Annotated in this window: 15 protein-coding genes and 1 pseudogene; 5 read left to right on the top strand and 11 right to left on the bottom strand. The window is 71.8% G+C overall.

Annotation, left to right across the window (positions count from 1 at the left end):
• The 4 genes from NBW84_RS08565 to NBW84_RS08550 form a co-directional block, all read right to left on the bottom strand.
• Positions 1 to 3461: CHAT domain-containing protein (locus NBW84_RS08565; RefSeq protein WP_250283401.1), on the bottom strand; the 3461-nt coding region annotated here is incomplete at its 3' end.
• Positions 3462 to 3707: 246 nt separating this feature from the next.
• Positions 3708 to 5306: a citramalate synthase gene (gene cimA, locus NBW84_RS08560; protein WP_250283399.1), complete on the bottom strand. Its 1599-nt coding sequence runs from the start codon at positions 5304 to 5306 to the stop codon at positions 3708 to 3710.
• 339 nt (positions 5307 to 5645) lie between these two features.
• Entirely contained in the window at positions 5646 to 6572 is a 927-nt protein-coding gene (locus NBW84_RS08555) for a M56 family metallopeptidase (RefSeq protein ID WP_250283398.1), read from the bottom strand.
• The gene (locus NBW84_RS08550) at positions 6569 to 6985 is read right to left on the bottom strand and encodes a BlaI/MecI/CopY family transcriptional regulator (protein ID WP_250283396.1); all 417 of its coding nucleotides are present in this window, start codon (positions 6983 to 6985) and stop codon (positions 6569 to 6571) included. The genes NBW84_RS08555 and NBW84_RS08550 overlap by 4 nt, the downstream gene beginning before the upstream one ends.
• Positions 6986 to 7175: 190 nt before the next feature.
• On the opposite strand from NBW84_RS08550, the gene NBW84_RS08545 reads away from it, so the two are divergent.
• The 4 genes and pseudogenes from NBW84_RS08545 to NBW84_RS08530 all read left to right on the top strand — a co-directional run.
• A complete protein-coding gene (locus tag NBW84_RS08545) occupies positions 7176 to 8156 on the top strand; it encodes an ABC transporter ATP-binding protein (RefSeq protein WP_250283394.1) in 981 nt (326 codons plus the stop codon).
• Positions 8153 to 9037, top strand: a complete 885-nt coding sequence (locus NBW84_RS08540) for an ABC transporter permease (RefSeq protein WP_250283392.1) — start codon at positions 8153 to 8155, stop codon at positions 9035 to 9037. The genes NBW84_RS08545 and NBW84_RS08540 overlap by 4 nt, the downstream gene beginning before the upstream one ends.
• Positions 9038 to 9043: 6 nt before the next feature.
• The gene (locus tag NBW84_RS24165) at positions 9044 to 9505 is read left to right on the top strand and encodes a hypothetical protein (protein WP_445548525.1); all 462 of its coding nucleotides are present in this window, start codon (positions 9044 to 9046) and stop codon (positions 9503 to 9505) included.
• A gap of 106 nt (positions 9506 to 9611) precedes the next feature.
• Positions 9612 to 9878 (top strand): annotated as a pseudogene (locus tag NBW84_RS08530) (undecaprenyl-diphosphate phosphatase); the annotation flags it as partial.
• A gap of 329 nt (positions 9879 to 10207) precedes the next feature.
• On the opposite strand, the gene NBW84_RS08525 reads toward NBW84_RS08530, so the two are convergent.
• The 4 genes from NBW84_RS08525 to NBW84_RS08510 all read right to left on the bottom strand — a co-directional run bounded on the left by NBW84_RS08525 (position 10208) and on the right by NBW84_RS08510 (position 13877).
• On the bottom strand, positions 10208 to 10885 hold the full coding sequence (locus NBW84_RS08525) for a Crp/Fnr family transcriptional regulator (RefSeq protein ID WP_250283389.1): 678 nt from the start codon (positions 10883 to 10885) through the stop codon (positions 10208 to 10210).
• 126 nt (positions 10886 to 11011) lie between these two features.
• Positions 11012 to 11398: a CBS domain-containing protein gene (locus tag NBW84_RS08520; RefSeq protein WP_250283388.1), complete on the bottom strand. Its 387-nt coding sequence runs from the start codon at positions 11396 to 11398 to the stop codon at positions 11012 to 11014.
• A gap of 229 nt (positions 11399 to 11627) precedes the next feature.
• The gene (ilvE, locus tag NBW84_RS08515; RefSeq protein ID WP_250283387.1) at positions 11628 to 12557 is read right to left on the bottom strand and encodes a branched-chain-amino-acid transaminase; all 930 of its coding nucleotides are present in this window, start codon (positions 12555 to 12557) and stop codon (positions 11628 to 11630) included.
• 279 nt (positions 12558 to 12836) lie between these two features.
• Positions 12837 to 13877, bottom strand: a complete 1041-nt coding sequence (locus NBW84_RS08510) for a 3-isopropylmalate dehydrogenase (RefSeq protein ID WP_250283385.1) — start codon at positions 13875 to 13877, stop codon at positions 12837 to 12839.
• Positions 13878 to 14203: 326 nt separating this feature from the next.
• Between NBW84_RS08510 and NBW84_RS08505 the strand changes: the two genes are divergently transcribed.
• Positions 14204 to 15634, top strand: coding sequence for an EAL domain-containing protein (locus tag NBW84_RS08505; protein ID WP_250283383.1), 1431 nt, complete (start codon positions 14204 to 14206; stop codon positions 15632 to 15634).
• A 52-nt stretch (positions 15635 to 15686) separates the two neighbouring features.
• Here NBW84_RS08505 and leuA read toward each other — a convergent pair whose 3' ends face one another.
• The 3 genes from leuA to serA form a co-directional block, all read right to left on the bottom strand.
• Positions 15687 to 17393, bottom strand: a complete 1707-nt coding sequence (leuA, locus tag NBW84_RS08500; protein WP_250283382.1) for a 2-isopropylmalate synthase — start codon at positions 17391 to 17393, stop codon at positions 15687 to 15689.
• Positions 17394 to 17710: 317 nt separating this feature from the next.
• The gene (locus NBW84_RS08495; protein ID WP_250292440.1) at positions 17711 to 18526 is read right to left on the bottom strand and encodes a septum formation family protein; all 816 of its coding nucleotides are present in this window, start codon (positions 18524 to 18526) and stop codon (positions 17711 to 17713) included.
• A 215-nt stretch (positions 18527 to 18741) separates the two neighbouring features.
• Positions 18742 to 20331 carry a phosphoglycerate dehydrogenase gene (serA, locus tag NBW84_RS08490; RefSeq protein ID WP_250283378.1) on the bottom strand — a complete coding sequence of 530 codons (1590 nt, stop codon included), beginning with the start codon at positions 20329 to 20331 and terminating at the stop codon, positions 18742 to 18744.
• Positions 20332 to 20602: the final 271 nt, after the last annotated feature.

The following is a 20602-nucleotide window of genomic DNA, read 5'->3' as shown; positions in this document are numbered from 1 at the left end:
ACCGACAGGTCGCGTTGCGCCTGACTATTCGTCGGATCCGCCTCCGCCAACCGCCGGCGGATCGCCAGACCGTCGGTGAACAACTGCTGCGCACGGACCGTGTCCCCCACCGCGACCGCGACATCCGCAAGCTTGTTGTAGGAGATCGACAGGTCGCGTTGCGCCTGACTATTCGCCGGATCCGCCTCCGCCAACCGCCGGGCGGAGGCGACCATGGCGTCGCCGCGTTCCCACGCCGCCGAGGTGATACCGATGTTCAGCAGCGCGGCGAGTTCCCGATCGACAAGCTCGAGAAATCCCCGGCTGTCCGGCGGCACCATCGGCACGACCTCGCCCAGCAGCGCGGCCACCGACGACTCGCCCGTGAGCATCTCGGCGATGTCCAACGTGAATGTGACAACGTCGTCGAACCTGTGCTGGGCACTGCGGTGGCGGGCGACCTCCACCACGTCGGCGAAATCCCCGCGTCCCGCATCGAGCCGGGCCAGCCGCATGCGCTCTGCCCTACCGTGCCGCTCTGCCCGGGTCTCGGGCTCGGCGTCGACGAGCCGGGCGGCGATCCACGGGTGGACGAGCACATCGCCGTCGAGACGTAACAGCAGTGTCCGGTCCGCGAGCCGCATAACCGCCGATGAGACCATCCGACGCCGCTGATCGTCAGGTTCTTCAGCCAGCCAGGCGAATGCAAGATCGTCGGCTGACATGGGAACGTTCGACACCGCCGCATGGAGCAGCAGTGAGCGCTCGTCGGCGGTCACTGTCGCGAGCAGCAGCTCCAGGACGATGTCGCGGCTGCCGAGCAGCAGAGCATCATCCACCGCCCGATCGAAGGTGCGATCCTCGGAGAGATCGACGCCGAGTTCGTCGGCCAGGCCCACGATCCGCTCAGTGACCTCCCGTAGGTTCGCGGCGCCGTTGCGCAACAGCGCGTCGACGAACTCCACCAGCCGCGGATGCCCGCCGACCGTCCGGGCCAGGGTGCGCCGGTCGGTCTCGTTCAGCGTCCGCAGGCTCGGCAACCGCAGGAGCAGACGGCCCAGCTCGGCGCCGCTGAGTGGCCCCACCTCCATCCGCCGCAGGAACAGGCCGGTACGCCCCGGCAGAGGGTATCTACAGGTCACCAGCATGCGGCCCTGGGCGCTGGCACGGGCCAGGCCGCCGAACACCTCGGCGAAACCAGGGTCGGCGAAGGCCCGGCCGTCCTCGGTGAGGTTGCGCTCGAAGTCGTCGAAGAGCACCAACAGCCGGTGTTCGCCCAGCAGCCTCCCGATCAGATCGATCTTCGCTGTGTCCTCGTGACGCGGGTCGGCCAGCGAGGCACGGGCGTCGGCCAGCTCCGGGACACCACGCAGCACGTCGACGGTCTCGGCGATCAGCGACGGCGGGTTCCAACGACCGACATGTACCGCGACAGCCCAGCCGTCGGCCCGCAGCCTGGTCAGCACCCGCCCGGCCACCGCGGTCTTGCCGATACCGCCGGGCCCGGTCAGCACTACGCCGGCGACCGCGCCGTACCGCTCCACCGCGGCCCGGCCGCCGCGCAGCACGTCCAGCGCGGTACGGACCTCGCGGCGCCGCCCGACCAGATCCCCCATGGCCAGCTCGCGGACGGTGCCACCGGCCGGCGCGGCGAACGGGCGGGCAAGCGGACGCGGGTTCGCGGCCACGTCCAGCAGCGGCGGGTCGTCGGCCGCGGCGAGCAGCGTCGCGGTGGCGTACTCGGGCGGGGTGAGGCGGCCCGTGGCGCGCGCGGCCGCCCGCCGGTCGGTGTCCACCTGTCGGCGGGCAGCGGCGAGGGCCGCCGCCACCGAGCCGGCCCGGCCGGTGGCCAGTTCCTCGTAGAACACCCGGGCCAGATCGGTCGCGTAACGGTCGGTGACGGTCGTCTGCATGGCCACCACCCGGTCGGCGCCACGCCGGACCAGGGTCGCGGCCAGCCCGTCCGAGCCGGCCGGCTCGTCCGAGCCTGCTGAGCCGGCCGGGCTGGCCGGGCCGGGCGGGCTCGCGGACGCGCCCGAGCAGGACGACAGCACGATCAGCGGCAGCGGGCGGGACGCGCCCTTCAGGGCGTCCACCAGCTCCTCGGCACGGACCGGCACCGGGTTGCCGTCCTCGTCCTCCAGCTCCACCTCGGACGCCGAGCCGTGCGCGGACAGGTGCAGCACGTGGTAGAAGTCGTCGCCGTCCGTGCTCTGGCCGCTCAGCGCGTCGGCGATCTGCTTCAGTCCGGCGACCTCGAGGATCGTGACCTGCGCAGCCCCGGACCCCGCGACCCCGCGGACAGCATCGATGATCGCCTGCATCTCGGCCTCGACGTCGAGCGGCGGGTTCCTCGTCCGGGTCTCCTCCGGCGCGGCCACCGCCACCAGGATCTTCAGCGGGCCGGGCAGTGGGCCGGTCGCGGCCCGGCGTAATCCGGCGACCCGGCGGGTGAAGCGCACCCCGGGCATGGTCGCGAGCAGCCGCCCGTCGGCCAGCCGCAGCAGCTCGTAGGGCAGTGCCAGCACCGCCGGGCCGTCGGCCTCCACCACGACGTCCACGGCCGTGCCGAAGGGAGACGTGTCGATCAGCTCGGTCAGCCGCCGCGCGGCGTCGGCGTCCAGCAGCGCCTCCCGCAACCGGTGACCGGCCTGGGACAGGCGCGTGTCCGCCTCCGCCGGGCTCCCTGGCAGCGACGCCCACACCGTGTCGAGCCCGGGCGGCAGCGCTGTAACGCGCTCCCCCAGCGAGGTGCCGGACAGCGCTGCCCGCGCCGTGAGCCGTCCGGCCTCCAGGCGTACGTGCAGCACCAGCTCGTGGGAGAGCGGAGCCGGCCGCGACAGCGCCGAAGCGCCACCCGGCACCGAAGCCCTGCCTGACCCCGAAGCGGTGCCCGGCACCGAAGCGGCGGCTGGCTCGGGCGCGCGCGGTGCCGGCGCGGGCGGGCGCACGTCCCGGGGCGGCAGGAGCGGGCGGGTCCCGGGCACCAGCGGCGGTTCGATCTCGAACGGCTGGCCGGTCAGGACGCGCAGCAGCCGTTCCATCCCGGCATCGGCGTCGGAGATCCCCCTGATCGCGTAGTGGGTCGTCGAGTACGGGCCGAGGAAGGCCGGGACGTCCTCGGCCGTGCGGCCCGGCAGCAGTACCGGCAGGAACTTCGCCAGCCCGGCCGTCCGGTCGCGGTACAGCTCGTCGCGGATCAGCGCCGCCTCGAACTGCACCCCACGGCCGTCGTCCGCGGCGGCCTGGCCCTCACTGCGGCGGCGGTACTCCGGCGAAGCGATGACCAGCACATGGTCGGACGCGCGGACCTCGGCCAGCATCCACAACGGCCAGTCCTGCCGGCGCTCGTTCGCCGGCAGGTCGAGCTTCGCGTCGATCTCCCGCGACCGCAGGAAGATCCACAGATCGCGGACGGCGTTCTCGTGCTCGGGCGACTCGTGGGCATAGGAGAGAAACACCCGCGGCGGACGATCCGTCACCGGAACATCACCATACCGGCACCGCTGCCTGCGCTGTCCCTCACGCCGTCCCCCCGCCGTCGCCGTACAACGGGAATCATAAGCGCGCTTCGGTGACAGCCCTCTCACCGATACGGAAAACGGTCAGTTCAGATAAAAGATGAACAAGTCATTCATATGCTGACATCGGGACTGATAATGCGCTGATGATGCGCTGCTGCCAGTCGCCCCGGACGTTGCCAGTCACCCCGAAGCGCCGTGAAACGGCTACTTGGGAATGATCTGTTCGCCCTGGCGGTGCAGGCCGTAGGTGACGGCGTCCTGGAGGGCTTCCCAGGAGGCGGCGATGATGTTCTCGTCGACGCCGACGGTGTCCCAGCGGTCGCGGCCGTCGCTGGTGCCGACCAGGACGCGGGTCACCGCGCCGGTGCCGGACCTGCCGTCGAGGATGCGCACCTTGTAGTCGACCAGGTCGAGGTCGGCAAGGCCCGGGTAGCCCTTCTCCAGGGCTTCGCGCAGGGCCCGGTCGAGGGCGTTGACCGGGCCGTTGCCCTCGGCCGTGGACACCTGCCGCACACCGTTCAGGACGAGTTTGACGGTCGCTTCGCTGATGACCTCACCGTCCGGCCGCCGTTCGACGATCACACGCCACGACTCGAGGGTGAAGAACCGCCGGGGGCCTTCGGTCTCGTCGCGCAGCAGCAGCTCGAACGACGCCTCCGCGGCCTCGTAGGTGTAGCCGGCCGCCTCCCGCTCCTTGACCAGGTCGACGACCCTCCCCAGCGCCTCGCGCTGGCCGGAGAGGTCCAGGCCCAGCTCCCGGCCCTTGAGCTCGATGGTGGCCCGGCCGGCGAGCTCCGAGACCAGCATCCGCATGTCGTTGCCGACCTCGGCGGGGTCGATGTGCTGGTACATGTCCGGATCGATCTTGACGGCGCTGGCGTGCAGGCCGGCCTTGTGGGCGAACGCGCTCGCGCCGACGTAGGCGCGGTGGGTGTCCGGCGCGGAGTTGGTGATCTCGTCGATGGCGTGCGACACCCGGACCAGCTCGCGCAGCCTGCCCGGGGGCAGCACCCGGCGGCCGAGCTTGGTCTCCAGCCCGGCGACGACGCTGAACAGGTCCGCGTTGCCGCAGCGCTCGCCGTAGCCGTTGGCGGTGCCCTGGACGTGGGTGACGCCGGCCTCGACCGCGACCAGCGTGTTCGCGACCGCGCAGGCGGTGTCGTCGTGGCAGTGGATGCCCAGCCGGGCGCCGGTGCGGCCGCGGACGGCGGAGACGACGTCGCCGATACGCGTCGGCAGCATCCCGCCGTTGGTGTCGCAGAGGACCACGACCTCGGCGCCGGCCTCGGCGGCCACCCGGACCACCTCGAGGGCGTAGTCGGCGTCGGCGCGGTAGCCGTCGAAGAAGTGCTCCGCGTCGACGAACACCCGCTTGCCCTCGGCGCGCAGATGCGCCACGGTGTCGCGGATCATCGCCAGGTTCTCGACGGGGGTGGTGCGCAGGGCACGCTCGACGTGCCGGCGGTCGGACTTCGCCACCAGGCAGACGACGGCCGTGCCGGCCTCCCGCAGGGCGGCGACCTGCGGGTCGTCGGCGGCGGTGGCGCGGGCCCGGCGGGTCGCGCCGAAGGCGGTGAGCAGGGCGTGCTCCAGCCGCAGCTCGGTGCGGGCGCGGTGGAAGAACTCGGCGTCCTTCGGGTTCGACCCGGGCCAGCCGCCCTCGATGAAGCCGACCCCGATCTCGTCGAGGTGCCGAGCTACCGCGATCTTGTCGCCGACCGACAGCGACAGCCCCTCCTGCTGGGTCCCGTCACGCAACGTCGTGTCATAGACGTGAAAGGAGTCGGGATCGTCTGGCTGCACGGCGTGCCTCTCAGCTGCGGATCACCTGCGGGTCGTCGGTCCCCCGCGGATCACAGCCTGTGGATCACAGGCCTGTGGATCCGAGGGGTGTCACGCGCCCGGCGGCGTGGGTGGGCAGCCGGCACGCGCGACGATGGCGGGTTCACCGCCGACTGCCCACTGTACGTCGCCACCCGCCCAGAAGCCCGTACTCCCCCAGCCCCCGACAAAGCCCGCACCACCCAGCCCCACTCTCACAAAACAGCCCACACCTTTCCCACCCACCACCGAATGATCGGTAAGCCCACCGACCGGCCACTGAGGCGATGTAATCATGACGATGGCTGCGAATATCACCGGTCAGCTCCGGTGCGCGAACGTCGCCTGCGCGCGTTCAAACCGGTGTTCGGTCGTGCGGGAAGTGCCGACGGCGGCGGCCGCGGTGGCCAGAATGAGCGCGGCGAGTACGAGGACCAGGGCAGGCTGCGGTTTCGGAGGCGGCTCCCGTAGTGCCCGTGCCCGATGGGCGAGGTCGGTATGCACGGCGCCGAGCGCCGCGGTCGGCATGGCCGCTGTGCCCGCGCGGGCGAGGCCGGCGCGGGCCAGCGCGCGGACGGCAACAGCGCGGTTGTCGGTGGTCGCGGCGGCGTCTTCGTCGGCCCAGCGTTCGACGGCGAGGCGGACGGTGGCGGCAGGTGCCCGCAGGAGCGGGTTGGCGGCGGCGGCGAGGTCGGCGAGCTGGGTGTAGGCGTGGTGGCGGTGGCGGAGGTGGGAGTGTTCGTGGGCGAGCAGAACGCGGCGTTCGTCGGCGGGTAGCGCGCGCAGCATCGCGGTGGACACCACGATGCGGCCGGTGAGTCCGGGCAGGGTGTAGGCGTCGGGGCGGTCGTCGTCGACGATGACCAGACCGGTGGGGGCGGGTCCGAGCCGGCGGCAGGTGAGTTCCGCGGCGGCCAGGTCCTTGCCGACACCGACCGCCCGGCGGGTGGCGGCGGCGAGCAGCCCGATGACGATGGCGGCGGGCAGCAGCCCGGCCGGGGCCGGCAGCGGGTCGTGCCCGCGCACCACGGTGGTCGACCAGTGTCCGACCGCGGCGAGCGGGGGCAGTGGGGCGAGCAGGGTGAAGGCGACGACCGCCAGGATGAAACCGGTGGCCAGCGCGGTCACCAGGCAGGCGGTGGTGAGTAGCCGGGTGGCGGCGGCGGGCGGCAGCCGCCGGCCGAGCCAGCCGCCGCCGACGGCCAGCAGCAGGCTCGTGGCGAACGGGACGAGCGCGACGGCCGTCATCGCCGAGGCCCGCCGTCCGCGCTGTCGACGTCGGCGGCCGGCTGGTGGGCTGCGAGGAGGCCGACGAGGAGCTGTTCGTCCTCCGGACTCAGGTCCGCGACGAAACGGGCCAGCGTCTCGGCCCGCTGTGCGCCGGCGCCCAGCACCCGGATCATCTGCCGGGCGATGAGCGCGGCGTCGAGAGTGTCCGGGTCGGCGGCCGGGGCATAGGCGAAAGAACGCCCGGCGGGCGCCCGGGTCAGGGCACCCTTGTCGTGCAGGCGGGCGAGGGTCGTCATCACCGTGGTGTAGGCCAGGGGCACGCCGAGTTCGGCGAGTGTCTCGGCCGGGGTGAGGGGCCGGCCGGCCGCCGCGATCGCGGCAAGTATCTCCCGTTCGAGTGCTCCCGGTTCGCGCCTGGGTCTCCGCGCCACTCTCGCCCTCCTCGCTACTACTAGATTGATAGTACAAGGAGTCTGACAGTCGAGCGTGACGTGCGAAGGCTCCATGGCAGCCTTCGAGGTACCAGCCTTTTCAGCGGTCCCGACGCCGCCGCCCGCCACCTCCATCGAGGGTCTACTATTCACCGAGTAGTAGACATGTGGATGTTCGACTGGAGGACGTATGGCGGTCGGTGTCCCGGCGGTGGAGGCTTCCGGGCTGGTCAAACGTTTCGGTGGTCTCATCGCGGTGGATCATGTTGATCTGCGGGTGGATGTCGGGGAGGTGTACGGGATCCTCGGCCCGAACGGCGCCGGGAAGACGACGTTCCTGCGGATGCTGTTCGGGCTGATCCGTCCGGACGCCGGGACGTTGCGGGTGTTCGGCCGGACCTGGGGGGATGCCGGCCCGTCGATGTTGGACGGGGTCGCCGGGTTCATCGAGAGTCCGCGGTTCTACCCCTACCTGTCCGGCCGGCGGAACCTGAACCTGCTGGCCGGCCTGGACCGCGGCGGGGCGGACAGCCGGATCGACGAGGTGCTCGACGTCGTCGACCTCGCCAGACGGGCGGGTGACAAGGTCGGGGGCTACTCGTTCGGGATGCGCCAGCGCCTCGGGGTCGCCGCGTCGCTGCTGCGCGACCCGCGGCTGCTCGTGCTCGACGAGCCGGCGAACGGCCTGGACCCCGCTGGCATCCGGGACATGCGCGCCCTGGTCAAACGGCTTGCCGCCGGGGGGCTGACCGTGCTGCTGAGCAGCCACAACATGGACGAGGTCGAGGAGATCTGCGACAACGTCACCATCATGCGCACCGGCCGGGTGGTCTACCACGGCTCGATCGACCAGCTGCGCGCCCAGGCCCCCGACCCGTCCCATCGGCTGATGACCAGCGACGACGAGCAGGCGCTGCGCCTGGCCGCCGGCCATCGGGCAGTGGCCGTCTCCGTCCATCCCGACGGCGGCCTGGCGCTGCGCGCCCAGGCCGCCGACGCGGACGCCTACATCATCGCCCTCGGCCGGTCCAACCTGGCGGTCCGCGCCCTTCACCTGGAGATCGCGCCGCTGGAGTCGCTGTTCTTCATGCTCACCGAAACCGACCCGGAGGCCGGTTTCGGTGAGCCCGCCCAGACCCAGCCGGACACCCTCACCGGAGTGACCTCGTGACCACCCCAGCCACCACCGCCACAGCCCCGGTACCGCCCGCGACGGCCTGCCCCCGGCCGGTCGGCCGTGGCCGGGTGGTCACCGCCTACCGGTGGGAGATCACGAAACTCGCCGCGCAGGCCCGCACCCGCGCCACGCTCGCCGTCTGCCTCGTCGCGCCGTTCGTGTTCGTGGTGCTGCTCGACCGACAGGACCGCCTGCCGAAGGACACCCTGTACGGCCGGTGGGTGCACGCCAGCGGCTTCGCGACCCCGCTGCTCGTTCTCGGGTTCGCCGCCCAATGGGTGTTCCCGCTGCTCACCAGCCTCGTCGCCGGCGACATCTTCGCCAGCGAGGACCAGCACGGCACCTGGAAGACGATCCTCACCCGCTCCCACAGCCGCACCCAGATCTTCTGGGCCAAGGCGCTCGCCGCGGCCACCTTCGCGGTGCTCCTCCTCGCCGTCCTCGCGCTGAGCTGCCTGGCCGCCGGGGTGCTCCTCGTCGGCCACCAGCCGCTGGAGAGCCTGTCGGGCACCCTGCTGCCGTCGGGACGCACCGCCGGGCTGGTCCTCGCCGCCTGGGCGAGCACGCTGCCGCCCCTGCTCGGCTTCACCGCGTTGGGGATCATGCTGTCGGTGCTGACCCGCAGCAGCCCCGCCGGGATCGTCGGACCGATCATCCTCGGTCTGCTCATGCAGCTCTACGCCTTCCTCAACGGTGCCGACACGATCCGTCACCTGCTGCTGGTCACCCCGTTCGACGCCTGGCACGGCCTGCTCGCCGCGCACCCTTACTACGGCCCGCTCCGCGACGGCACGCTCGTCAGCGTCGGCTACATCCTCATCTGCCTGGCCATCGCCTACACGGCGCTGCGCCGCCGCGACATCACCGGAGGCTGACCCGCCATGCCCCGTCCCACCTCCAACCGGCTGATCCGCGCGGCCGTCGCCGTCGGCGCCGTCACCGCGCTGACCGCCGCCCTCGCCGGCTGCGCCACCGACGTCACCCGGCCCCGCGTCGAAGCCTCGGTCGGCCCCGTCTTCACCAACCTCTACGTCCAGCAGCAGGCCCTGCTCGGCCGCCCCGGGCTCACCCCCGCCGCCGTCGCCGCCAAACCCGACTGCCACCGAAGCACCCCCGGATCGCACGACAGGGGCGCTGGCAGCGACTGGATCTGCCAGGTCGGCTGGACCGACGCGGCCGGCAGGGCCCAAAACGGCAAGTTCGAACTCCAGGTCCGCTCCAACGGCTGCTACCAGGCCGGCGGCCCCACCAAAATCGTCGGCCCGGTCATGATCCAGACCTCCACCGGTAAAAATGTGATCAACCCGGTGTTCGAGTTCGACGGCTGCTTCGACACCACATGAACGCCACACGAGGCGGCAAACCCGGGCGGCCCGGCGCCCGTCCGGGAGCGCCTGTGACAACTCAGCGGCGGGCGGGCGAGCCACTCCGACGAGCGGAGACGCGGTCGTGCATGAACTGACGTACCCGCAAGCGGGCGTCATCGGACTCCTGCAAGGAATCACCGAGCTGTTCCCGGTCTCCAGCCTGGGCCGCTCGGTGCTGGTACCCGCGCTGATCGGCGGTTCCTGGCAGCACCTGGTGACCGAGAACGCATCGGGCAACAGCGAGGGCTTGCCCTACCTGGCGTTCGTCGTCGGGCTGCACGTGGCCACCGCCGCCCTACTGATCTTTTTCCGGTCCGACCGGGCCCACATCATCCGGGCCTTCCTCACTCCACCGGCCCGGTCTCGATGAGCACGGCTACGGCGACTGCGGTTACGGGAGCTGCCGGAAAATAACTCCGGTTGCTGATGTCGGTCTTGTTGCGGGGCTGACAGCAGCCTCTCTCGATCGAGAACCGCAGTTATTGATCGACGGATCCTAAGAACCCAGAGCCCCAGATCGCCACACGGCTACACGGCCACACGGCCACACGGCCACACGGCCACACGGCCTTCACCTTTTGGATCATCATCAGATGATCCAAAAGCCCCGGACGGCGGCCCGCCCAAGAGCCAGGGGTCCCCAAATAGTCGCGAAAGCGACTATTTGGGGGAGGCCCCTCAGTCGCCGGCGAAGCGGCGGAGGCGTTCGACCTGCAGGATGGTGACGGTCTGGCCCTCGGCGAGGATCCAGTTGCGCTTCTCGAACTCTCGCAGGGCCTGGTTGACCGACTGGCGTGAGCCACCCAGCAGGGAGGCGATCTCGGTCTGGGTCAGGCCCAGTTCGATCAGCGGGCGCCCGGACTCCCGCATCCGCATCAACAGCAGCTTGGCGACGCGCCGAGGCAGGTCGAGGAAGACCAGGTCGGCGTTTGCCCCGGTCAGCCGGCGGACGTGGGCCACCAGCGCCCGGATGAGCTGTTCGGCGACGGCCGGGCGCTCCCGGACCAGCTCCCACACGGCGGCCCGGTCGAGGACGACGGCCTCGCTGGGCTCCAGCGCCTCGACGCTGGCCGAGCGCGGGCCGGCCTCGACGATGTTGAGCTCGCCGAGGGTGTCGCCGGGGCCGGCGATGTTCAGGACGTGGTCACGGCCGTCGTCGGCGGTCGTGAGTATTTTCAGGCGGCCGGAGGCCACTACGAGCAACGTGTCAGCTGGATCACCTTCAGTAAGCACAACCTGGCCGCGGCGGTATCGGCGCACGACGGAGCGTGCGGCGAGACGCGCCAGAGCCGGCTCGTCCAGTTCCTTCAGCAATGTGGTCGCCCGCAGCAGCGCGACTACCTCTTCCTCCTGCACACCGTGACCGTAGCGCCAATGTCGGGAAATGTGGGCGCCTGGTGCCCCCCTTGTGCAGTGATGTGCGTCGATGGAGCAAAAAACGGCGCAGAAGGAACAGTTGACCAAACAGATGAACAGCGGTTCCTAAACGGATGCACGCTGGACGCTCCAGCAACGCACTACATCGCGCATGGACAACACGCCGGCCACGTCACCCCGATCGCAGACGATCAGATGCCGGAACCCGCCACGCAGCATCACGCCGGCAGCCTCCGACAACGACCAGCCGGGATCGGCGAACACGACGTCCCGGGCGACATGATCTCCGACCAGTTCGGCATCCGGGTTCTGACCGGCCGCCACCGACGTCAGAACATCGCGTTCGGTCAGGATGGTGTACCCCTCGCCGTCGACGTCCCGCACAATGGCCGCGCCCACCTTCCGGGCTGCCATCAGCCGCGCCGCCTGACGCAGGGTGTGGTTCGGGCCGATCATGAGTACCGGACTGGTCATCCCGTCGGAAACCCGCATCACGCCTCTCCCCAGGGCTTGTGCACTTGTGAAAAAGAGCCTGACAGGAGAGAGTAGGCGCGGAATGGTCCGTTGACCAGACCGTCACCGCGAACAACGGTCCGTGGACGGAACATGGTGCAACATGGGCGGAACCCGGACGGACGGGAGCGGACTCCTCCGGTGGGTCGTCGGTCGTCCAGGCGCTGGCCCGCGCGACCGGCGGCCCACCGGGGGATGCCTGCGGAGCTCAGGACTCCTGGACGAGCTCGTTCCAGTTCTTGTAACGGTCGATCTCCCCGCGGGTCGCCTGGTGGAACAGCTCGAGCAGTTCGCGGGTGATCGGGCCAGGGCGGCCCGTCCCGACCGGACGGTCGTCGATCTCGACGATCGGCACCATCTCGGCCGCGGTCCCGGTGAAGAACGCCTCGTCCGCCAGGTACAGGTCGGTGCGGACGATGTGCTGCTCGCGGACCTCGTACCCCTGGTCCGCGGCGATCTGCATGATGGACGCCCGGGTGATGCCGCCGAGCGGCCCGTCGCTGAGCGGCGGGGTGATCAGCCTGCCCTCCGAGACGATGAAGACGTTCTCGCCCGACCCGTCGGCGACGTTCCCGTTGGGGCTGGTCAGGATGGCCTCGTCGTAACCGGCCTTGAGCGCGGCGACCTTGGCCAGCGACGAGTTGAGGTACTGCCCGGACGCCTTGGCCGCCGGCGGAATGATGTTGTTGTCGTTGCGGCGCCAGGTGGACACGGTGGCCCGGCAGCCGTTCTGCTCCGCGTCGGCGCCGAGGTAGGAGCCCCAGGGCCAGACCGCGACCATCACCTCGACCGAGGAGGGCAGCGGGTTGAGGCCCATCTCCCCGTACCCGAGGTAGATCAGCGGCCGGATGTAGCAGGCGTCGACCTTGTTGACCGCGACCGTCTCCTTGACGGCGGCGATGAGCTCGTCCTGCGTGAACGACGGCTCCATCATGTAGATCTTGGCGCTGCGGTACAGCCGCGCGATGTGGTCGGTCAGCCGGAACACGGCGCTGCCGCGGGCGGTGGGGTAGGCGCGGATGCCCTCGAAGACACCCCAGCCGTAGTGCAGCGTCGGGTTGAGCACGTGGATGCGGGCGTCGTCCCAGTCGACGAACCGGCCGCTCATCCAGATCTTCGATGTCGGTGTGATGGACACAGGTGACTCCAGGCGTATGCGACGAAGCGGGTGGGCGAGTGACGATCGTGCCGATCTTCGCCGTGGTCAGGCCCCGTCGGCTGCCGTCGTACCGGATCTACGGCCCTTCAGAGAATAGCGTTTCTCCGGCCACCCGCATCGACTCGCGCACGGACAACCACCTTCTGAGCAGGAACGACGACAGAAAGTATCAGACCGGTCGCGCGACCGCGCACGACAGGCCCGCCTGCCGGAGCGACCGGCTCAGCCGGCCCGGACAGCCCGGCCGGCCCGGACAGCTCAGCCGGCGACCCGCGCCGCCAGGTCCTCCCCGACCTCCCGCGTGGAGATCTGGTCGTGTGGGTAGCCGCCACGCGGCCGGGAACGGTCGGCCAGGGAGGCTGCGACCGCCGCCTCCACCCGGGCGGCCTCCTGAGTCCGGCCCAGATGCGCCAGCAGCATCGCGACCGACAGCACGGTGGCGGTCGGGTCGGCGATCCCCTGCCCGGCGATGTCCGGCGCGCTGCCGTGCACCGGCTCGAACATGCTCGGGTTCTTCCCGGACGGGTCGAGGTTGCCGCTGGCGGCCCGGCCGATACCGCCGGTGATCGCCGCGCCGATGTCGGTGAGGATGTCCCCGAACATGTTGTCGGTCACGACCACGTCGAAACGCCCCGGGTCCGTGACGAAGAACATCGACGCCGCGTCCACGTGCTGGTAGTCGACCTGGACGTCGCCGAACTCGGGGGCGGCCTCGGCGACCGTGCGCAGCCAGAGGTCCCCGGCGTTGGTCAGGACGTTGGTCTTGTGGACGAGGGTGAGCCGCCGCCGGGGGCGCGCCTGCGCCCGGCGGAACGCGTCCCGTACGACGCGCTCGACGCCGAAGCGGGTGTTGAGGCTCTCCTCGGTGGCCACCTCGTACGGGGTGCCGCGGCGCAGGGTGCCGCCGGCGCCCGCGTACGGGCCCTCGGTGCCCTCCCGTACCACGACCATGTCGATGGTGTGCCTGCCGGCCAGCGGCGTGGCCACGCCCGGGTAGAGCCGCACCGGGCGCAGGTTGACGTGGTGGTCGAGCTCGAAGCGCAGCCGCAGCAGCAGCCCGCGTTCGAGGATGCCGCTGGGGACCCCGGGGTCGCCGACCGCGCCGAGCAGGATCGCGTCGTGCTCGCGCAGCTCGTCGAGCACCGAGTCCGGCAGGGTCTCGCCGGTGGCGTACCAGCGGCGCGCGCCCAGGTCGTAGTCGGTGGTCTCCACCTTGGGCTCGATGACGCGCAGGACGCGCAGGCCCTCCGCGACGACCTCTGGCCCGATACCGTCCCCACCGATGACCGCAAGCCTCATGAACGCGACTGTAATCCGTCACCGCCCACTCGCGGCGCCCACCCCTGCCCGGGGGCGTGGCGGGTCTTCCCGCGGGCCTCGGTGAAGATTTTTCCGTGTGCTTCCCGCGGACACGCCCGGGAACCGCCCGGGACGGACACGGGGTGCGCGACACGCACGATGAATCGCCGATGGTGACAAAGGTCCCCGCAGGTCCTCACGTACAGTGCACCGACCACATACCACAACGGCCTCGGCAAGCAGCTTCGTAACCGGCTGGAGGCGAGCGGGCATCTCCCCCGGTCGGGCACGCGTGGCATGCGACGACACAAGGGAGTGTACGACGCATGATCGTTGAAACGACGTCACCACCGGTCCGCTCCGCCACCCACCACACGTCCGGTCCCGTCCAGGCGACCGGCCCCGCGGACGAGTGGTCCGCCGCGCTGCGCGACGCGCTGGCCGACCCGGGGCAGCCACGCATCGTCTTCCAGCCGATCGTCGATCTCCAGCGTGGCATCATCGCCGGGTACGAGGCGCTGGCGCGTTTCGGGTCGGCCGCGGCGCCCTCGCCCGACCTGTGGTTCGCCGCCGCCGAGCGCGCCGGGGTCGCCGCCCGCTTCGAGGCCAGGGTGCTGCGCGCGGCGCTGGCGGCCCGCGAACGGCTGCCACCCGACTGCTTCCTCAGCGTCAACGTCATGCCGAACCTGCTGACCACCACGGAGGTGGCCGCGGTCTGGGCCGACGCCGACCTCAGCCGGCTCGTCCTGGAGTTCAACGAGACGGTCAGCGTCGAGCGGACCCCCGGGCTGGCCGCCACCGTCCAGGCGCTGCGCGAGCGCGGCGGCCGCATCGCCATGGACGACGTCGGGTCCGGCTACGCGGGGCTGCGCCAGATCGCCAGGGTCCATCCCGACCTGGTCAAACTCGACCGGGAGCTGGTCGCCAGCGCCGACGGCGACCAGGTGCTGCGGACGCTGACCGAGCTGGTCAACGTCTTCGCCAGCAGGCTGGACGCCTGGGTGATCGCCGAGGGCATCGAACGCGACGAGGAACTGGCCGTGCTCGTCGGGCTCGGCGTCCCGCTCGGGCAGGGCTGGTACCTCGGCCGCCCCGCGCAGAGCTGGCAACGTCTCGACCCCGCGATCTCCCGGCGGATCCGGCTGCTCGCCCAGCGGACCGGGCGCGGCGAGGGGGTGGGCAGCCTGCTCGAGCAGGTACGGATCTCCGTCGGGGACGGCCGGGCGCAGCGCCGGGGCACCTCGGCGCCGGCGGCCTGGTGGCCCGGCACGCCGGCACCGCCACATCCCAGCGGTGGCGCACATCCGGGCGGTGGCGGCAGCGGCGCGGTCGTCGTCGTGAACCGGCACCACCAGCCGGTGGCGCTGCAGCTGCCCGTCTCCCCCGGCGCCGCCGCGGCCCGGCGGGTGCCGGCCAGCATGGTCGCCCGGCCCGACGAACACATCGTGGACGTGGCGCGCCGGGCGATGGGCCGCGTGCCAGCGCTGCGGTTCGACCCGGTCGTGGTGGTCACCGAGCTGGGCCGGCCGGTCGGCCTGGTCCGCATCGAACGGCTGATGCTCCGGCTGGCGGAGATGTCCGGCGGACGCCCGCGGCCACGGGAGCACGAGCGTCCACGGCCACGCGGACAGGCCCTGGAGCGGGCGGCCCCGGACCGGATCGCGGTGGAGCGGGCGGCGGCGCGCCCGGCTCCCGGGCCCGGCCTCGGGAGCGCGGCCCCAGGCCCCGAAGGCACCCCGGGCACCCGACGGCGGTGAGGCCCGGGATGCCCGGGCCTCACCGCCGGAGAGCTTCGGACGGCCGGGGCCCTCAGGTACCCGCGGCGGCCTGGATGCCCGGGACGATCGGCTGCTCCCGCGCGGCCCGGTTGACCGCGCTCACCACCGCGCGCAGGGACGCGGTGACGATGTTCGGGTCGATCCCCACGCCCCAGAACACCCTGTCCCCCACCGCGACCTCGAGGTAGGCCGCGGCCCGCGCGTCCGCGCCCGAGCCCAGGGCGTGCTCGTGGTAGTCGAGGACGCGTACCTCGACGTCCCGGGTGCGCAGCGCGGCGACGAACGCGTCGATCGGCCCGTTGCCGGTGCCGCTGATGACCTCCTCACCGCCGTGGATGCGCACCGAGACCCGGACCTCGTCGCGTTCCCCGTGCGCGGCGGTGGTCCGGGAGCCGAGCAGCTCCAGCGGGGCGTCGGAGGCGGCGGCGGTCAGGAAGTACTCCCGGGAGAAGATCTCCCACAGCTCCTCGCCGGTCACCTCGCCACCGATGTCGTCGGTGTGGCGCTGCACGGCGTGGGAGAACTCGATCTGCAGCCGGCGGGGCAGGTCCAGGGAGTGCTCCGCCTTCAGCAGGTAGGCGACGCCGCCCTTGCCCGACTGGCTGTTCACCCGGATCACGGCCTCGTAGGAGCGGCCGACGTCTTTGGGGTCGATGGGCAGGTAGGGCACCTCCCACAGCCGCTGCCCGGTCCGTTCCATCGCCTCGAAGCCCTTCTTGATGGCGTCCTGGTGGGAGCCGGAGAAGGCGGTGTAGACGAGGTCGCCGCCGTAGGGGTGCCGGGGGTGCACCGGGAGCTGGTTGCAGTGCTCCACGGTCCGGCGGATCTCGTCGATGTCGCCGAAGTCGATCTCCGGGTCGATGCCCTGGGAGAACAGGTTCATCCCCAGGGTGACCAGGCAGACGTTGCCGGTGCGCTCGCCGTTGCCGAACAGGCATCCCTCGACCCGGTCGGCGCCCGCCAGCACCCCGAGCTCCGCGGCGGCCACGGCACAGCCGCGGTCGTTGTGCGGGTGCAGGGAGAGCACGACCGCGTCCCGCCGGGTCAGGCTGCGTGACATCCACTCGATCTGGTCGGCGTAGACGTTGGGCGTGGACATCTCCACGGTCGCCGGCAGGTTCAGCACGACCGGCCGGTCCGCGGTGGGCTGCCAGACGTCCATGACCGCCTCGCAGACCTCCAGGGCGTAGCCCAGCTCGGTCCCGGTGAACGACTCCGGGCTGTACTGCCAGCGGACGTCGGTGCCCGCCAGCAGCTTCTCCGCGTACCGGGCGCACCACTGCGCGCCCTGGACGGCGATGTCGGTGACGCCGGCCCGGTCGAGCCCGAACACCACCCGGCGCTGCAGCGTCGACGTCGAGTTGTACAGGTGCACCAGCGCGTTCGGCGCGCCGACGAGCGCGCGGACCGTGCGTTCGATCAGCTCCTCCCGGGCCTGGGTGAGCACCTGGATGGTGACGTCGTCGGGGATGTGCCCGCCCTCGACGAGCTGCCGGATGAAGTCGAAGTCCGTCTGGCTGGCGGCGGGGAAGCCGACCTCGATCTCCTTGTAGCCCATCCGCACCAGCAGCTGGAACATCTGCGTCTTGCGCGCCGGGGTCATCGGGTCGATCAGCGCCTGGTTGCCGTCGCGCAGGTCCACGCTGCACCACCGGGGCGCGCGGGTGATCGTCCGGTTCGGCCAGGCCCGGTCGGGGAGGTCGACCGGGACGAACGGCCGGTACTTGTCGACGGGCATGCCGGAAGGCTGCTGTACGCCGGGAAACTGCCGTGGGGTGGTCACCGCTTCTACCGCTCCTGCTTCGGGAGAGAACCTGTGGCGGCCAGCGCGCACCAACAACCCCCGCGACGAGGAAGCCGGCCTGTCTCAGGCCTCGCCGCGGCAACTAAGAAGCAGAAGCGTGCGCATACTGCGGCGAGCTTACTACCCGACGGCTCACGGCGTCCGCCACACCGCCCGGCAAAGCCGTCCGCCGCGCTGCCCGAGGTGCGCTATCTGACAGGCGCTATCTGACAGGCGCTGCCCGACGGGCACCGCCCGACGGGCCGGCGAGATCAGGTCGGCAGGCCCACGGCCGGCGCCGGGCCGACCCGCGGCCGTAGATCGTCGGCGCGCACGGTACACACCAGCGCGTGGGTGCCGGCCTGCCAGGCGCTCTCCTCCGGGTAGATCGAGGCGATCCTCAGGCCGGGGACGCCACCGGCGTCGCCGAAGAGGGCGCGCGCGGCCGCCACACAGTCCCTCGCGGTGGCGGCGTCCAGCGCCGGGCGGCCCGGCCAGCCGGGGAAGGGCGCGGCCAGGTCGACCACCCCCGTCACCTGGTCGAGGTGCGGCTGGTCGCAGCCCACCTTGGCGGGGGTGGCCTCGCGTGCCGAATCCGGCGCCCACAGCAGGCAGTCCCCCGGCCGTAGCCCGCTGAGCAGGGTGGGCTCGAGCACGAACCGCTGCGCCCGGGCGGAGAGCACGGCCGGGCTCGTCGCCGGCGGGCCGGCGGCCGCCGGCGGGCCGCCGGGAGCGGGCTCGTGCATCCGGACCGGGGTGCCGGCCGAGGGCGCCGGGGCGGACACCACCGCCGTGCGCGGGTTGTTACGGAGCAGGAAGAGACCAAGGCCCGCCATCCCGGCGAGCAGGGTCAGGAACGCCACCAGCCGGGTGGTGCGACGGCGGCGCGGGGAGCCCGGCGCCCACATCCAGCGGTAGAACACCCGCTGCCCCTTCGACCGGACGGGCTCCACCCGGCAGCGGCCGCGCGCGGCCTCGCCGGAGGCTGCCACCCGTTCATCGGCTGACGGCTCGATGAAGCGCGCGGAGCGCACGAAAGTGTCATCGAGGCGCAACCCCTCGAACGGGTCCCGACCGTCCCGAGCCATGGCTTTCACGGTAAACCCAGGGACTCGTTTCCCACACCGTGGCCACTGAACCAGGGGGCAGGTCACCACGGCCCGTGGCACACCGCGGTGGACCGCGGTGACCGGGCCGTCCGGCCTCGGTGAGGAGCCGGCCGGAGGGCCCGGTCACCGGTTCCCCGTCAGCTCCTCACCGGCCGGTCGGCTCCTCACCGGCCGGTCGGCCCCTCACCGGCCGGTCACTGGCTGTGGAGGCTGACCGACCGGGCCGCCGACGCTCCGATGATCTTGGCGATCTCGCTCAGGACGTCCGCGGGCACCGCGTCGTCGAGCGAGAGCGACATCAGCGCCTCGCCGCCGGCCTTGCGACGGCTGACCTGCGCGCCGGCAATGTTGATCTGGGCCTCGCCCAGCAGCGCGCCGACCGCGCCGACCACCCCCGGACGGTCCTCGTACCGGAAGAAGGCCAGGTGCGCCTGGGGTCGGATGTCCACCTCGAAGTCGTCGATCGCGGTGACCTTCTCGACCTGCCGGGGGCCGGTCAGCGTGCCGCTCACCGACACCGGCGTCCCGTCCGCGAGCACACCGCGGATGGTGACGAGGTTGCGGTAGTCGGGGCTGTCCTCGAACGTCTCCAGCGCGACGTCGACGCCCCGGCCCTTCGCGAGCAGCGGCGCGTTGACGTAGGTGACCGGCTCCTCGATCACGTCGGTGAACACGCCCTTGAGCGCGGCGAGCTGCAGCACCGACACATCATGGGCGACGATCTCGCCGCGGACCTCGACGGTGATCGCGGCGGCGAGGCCGCCGGCGAGGCCGGTGAACAGCTGGCCGAGCTTCTCCGCGAGCGGCAGCCCCGGGCGGACGTCCTCGGCCACCACCCCGCCCGCCTGCACGTTCACCGCGTCCGGGACGAACTCGCCGCGCAGCGCCAGGCGCACCGACCGGGCCACCGCGACCCCGGCCTTCTCCTGCGCCTCCGCGGTGGACGCCCCCAGGTGCGGGGTGACCACCACGTTGTCCAGCTCGAACAGGGGTGAGGAGGTGGTCGGCTCGGTGGCGAACACGTCGATGCCGGCGCCGCCCACCCGGCCGTCGCGGACCGCGTCGGCGAGGGCCGCCTCGTCGACGAGCCCGCCCCGGGCGTCGTTGACGATGATCACGCCCGGTTTGACCCGCTCGAGCTCGTCCCGGCCGATGAGGCCGATCGTCTCCGGCGTCTTGGGCAGGTGGATCGTGATGACGTCGCTGATCCGCAGCAGCTCGTCGAGGTCGACCAGGCGCACCCCCAGCTGGGCGGCGCGGCCCACCGAGACGTAGGGGTCATAGGCGACGATCTTCATGCCGAAGGCGGCCAGCCGCTGCGCGACCAGCAGGCCGATGCGCCCGAGGCCCACCACGCCCGCGGTCTTGTCCGCGAGCTCGACGCCGACGTACTTCGAGCGCTTCCACTCACCGCCGCGCAGCGCGGCGGTGGCCGCCGGGATGCGGCGGGCCACCGCCGTCAGCAGCGCGACGGCGTGCTCGGCGGCGCTGACGATGTTCGACAGCGGGGCGTTGACGACCATCACACCGCGGGTGGTGGCGGTGGCGACGTCGACGTTGTCCAGCCCGATCCCCGCCCGGGCGACGACCTTGAGCGAACGGGCGGCGGTGAGCACCTCCGCGTCCACCCTGGTCGCGCTGCGCACGATCAGGGCGTCCGCCTCGGGGATCGCGCCCAGCAGGGCGGCCCGGTCGGTCCCGTCGAGATGGCGGACCTCGAACTCGCCGGACAGCAGTTCCAGCCCGGCCGGCGACAGCTCCTCGGCAACCAGGACGACGGGCACGGTAAGGCTCCTTGGGAAGACAGCGGATCAGACGGACAGCGGACGGGACAGCAGACAAAAACCAGCAATGATAACAACAAGCAATAAAAAGAACACTCGAAGTCACATAGCCGGGAAGTTACAGGCGCCGCCCAGCGTACCCACCGCAAGGCGCTGTCGGTGCTCCGGCGCCGTACCGGGCCGGCCCGCCGGCGGAAATCGCCGGCGGGCCGGCCCGCCGCAGCGGGCCCGGCCCGACCGTCCGTATCCGCGCCCCGGCCCCGTCCCCGGT

This window comes from Protofrankia sp. CiP1_Cm_nod2, from assembly GCF_920664355.1.
Classification (GTDB): Bacteria; Actinomycetota; Actinomycetes; order Frankiales; family Frankiaceae; genus Protofrankia.
Note: the sequence above shows the minus strand (reverse complement) of the source record. Positions and strands in the feature narration are given on the sequence as shown.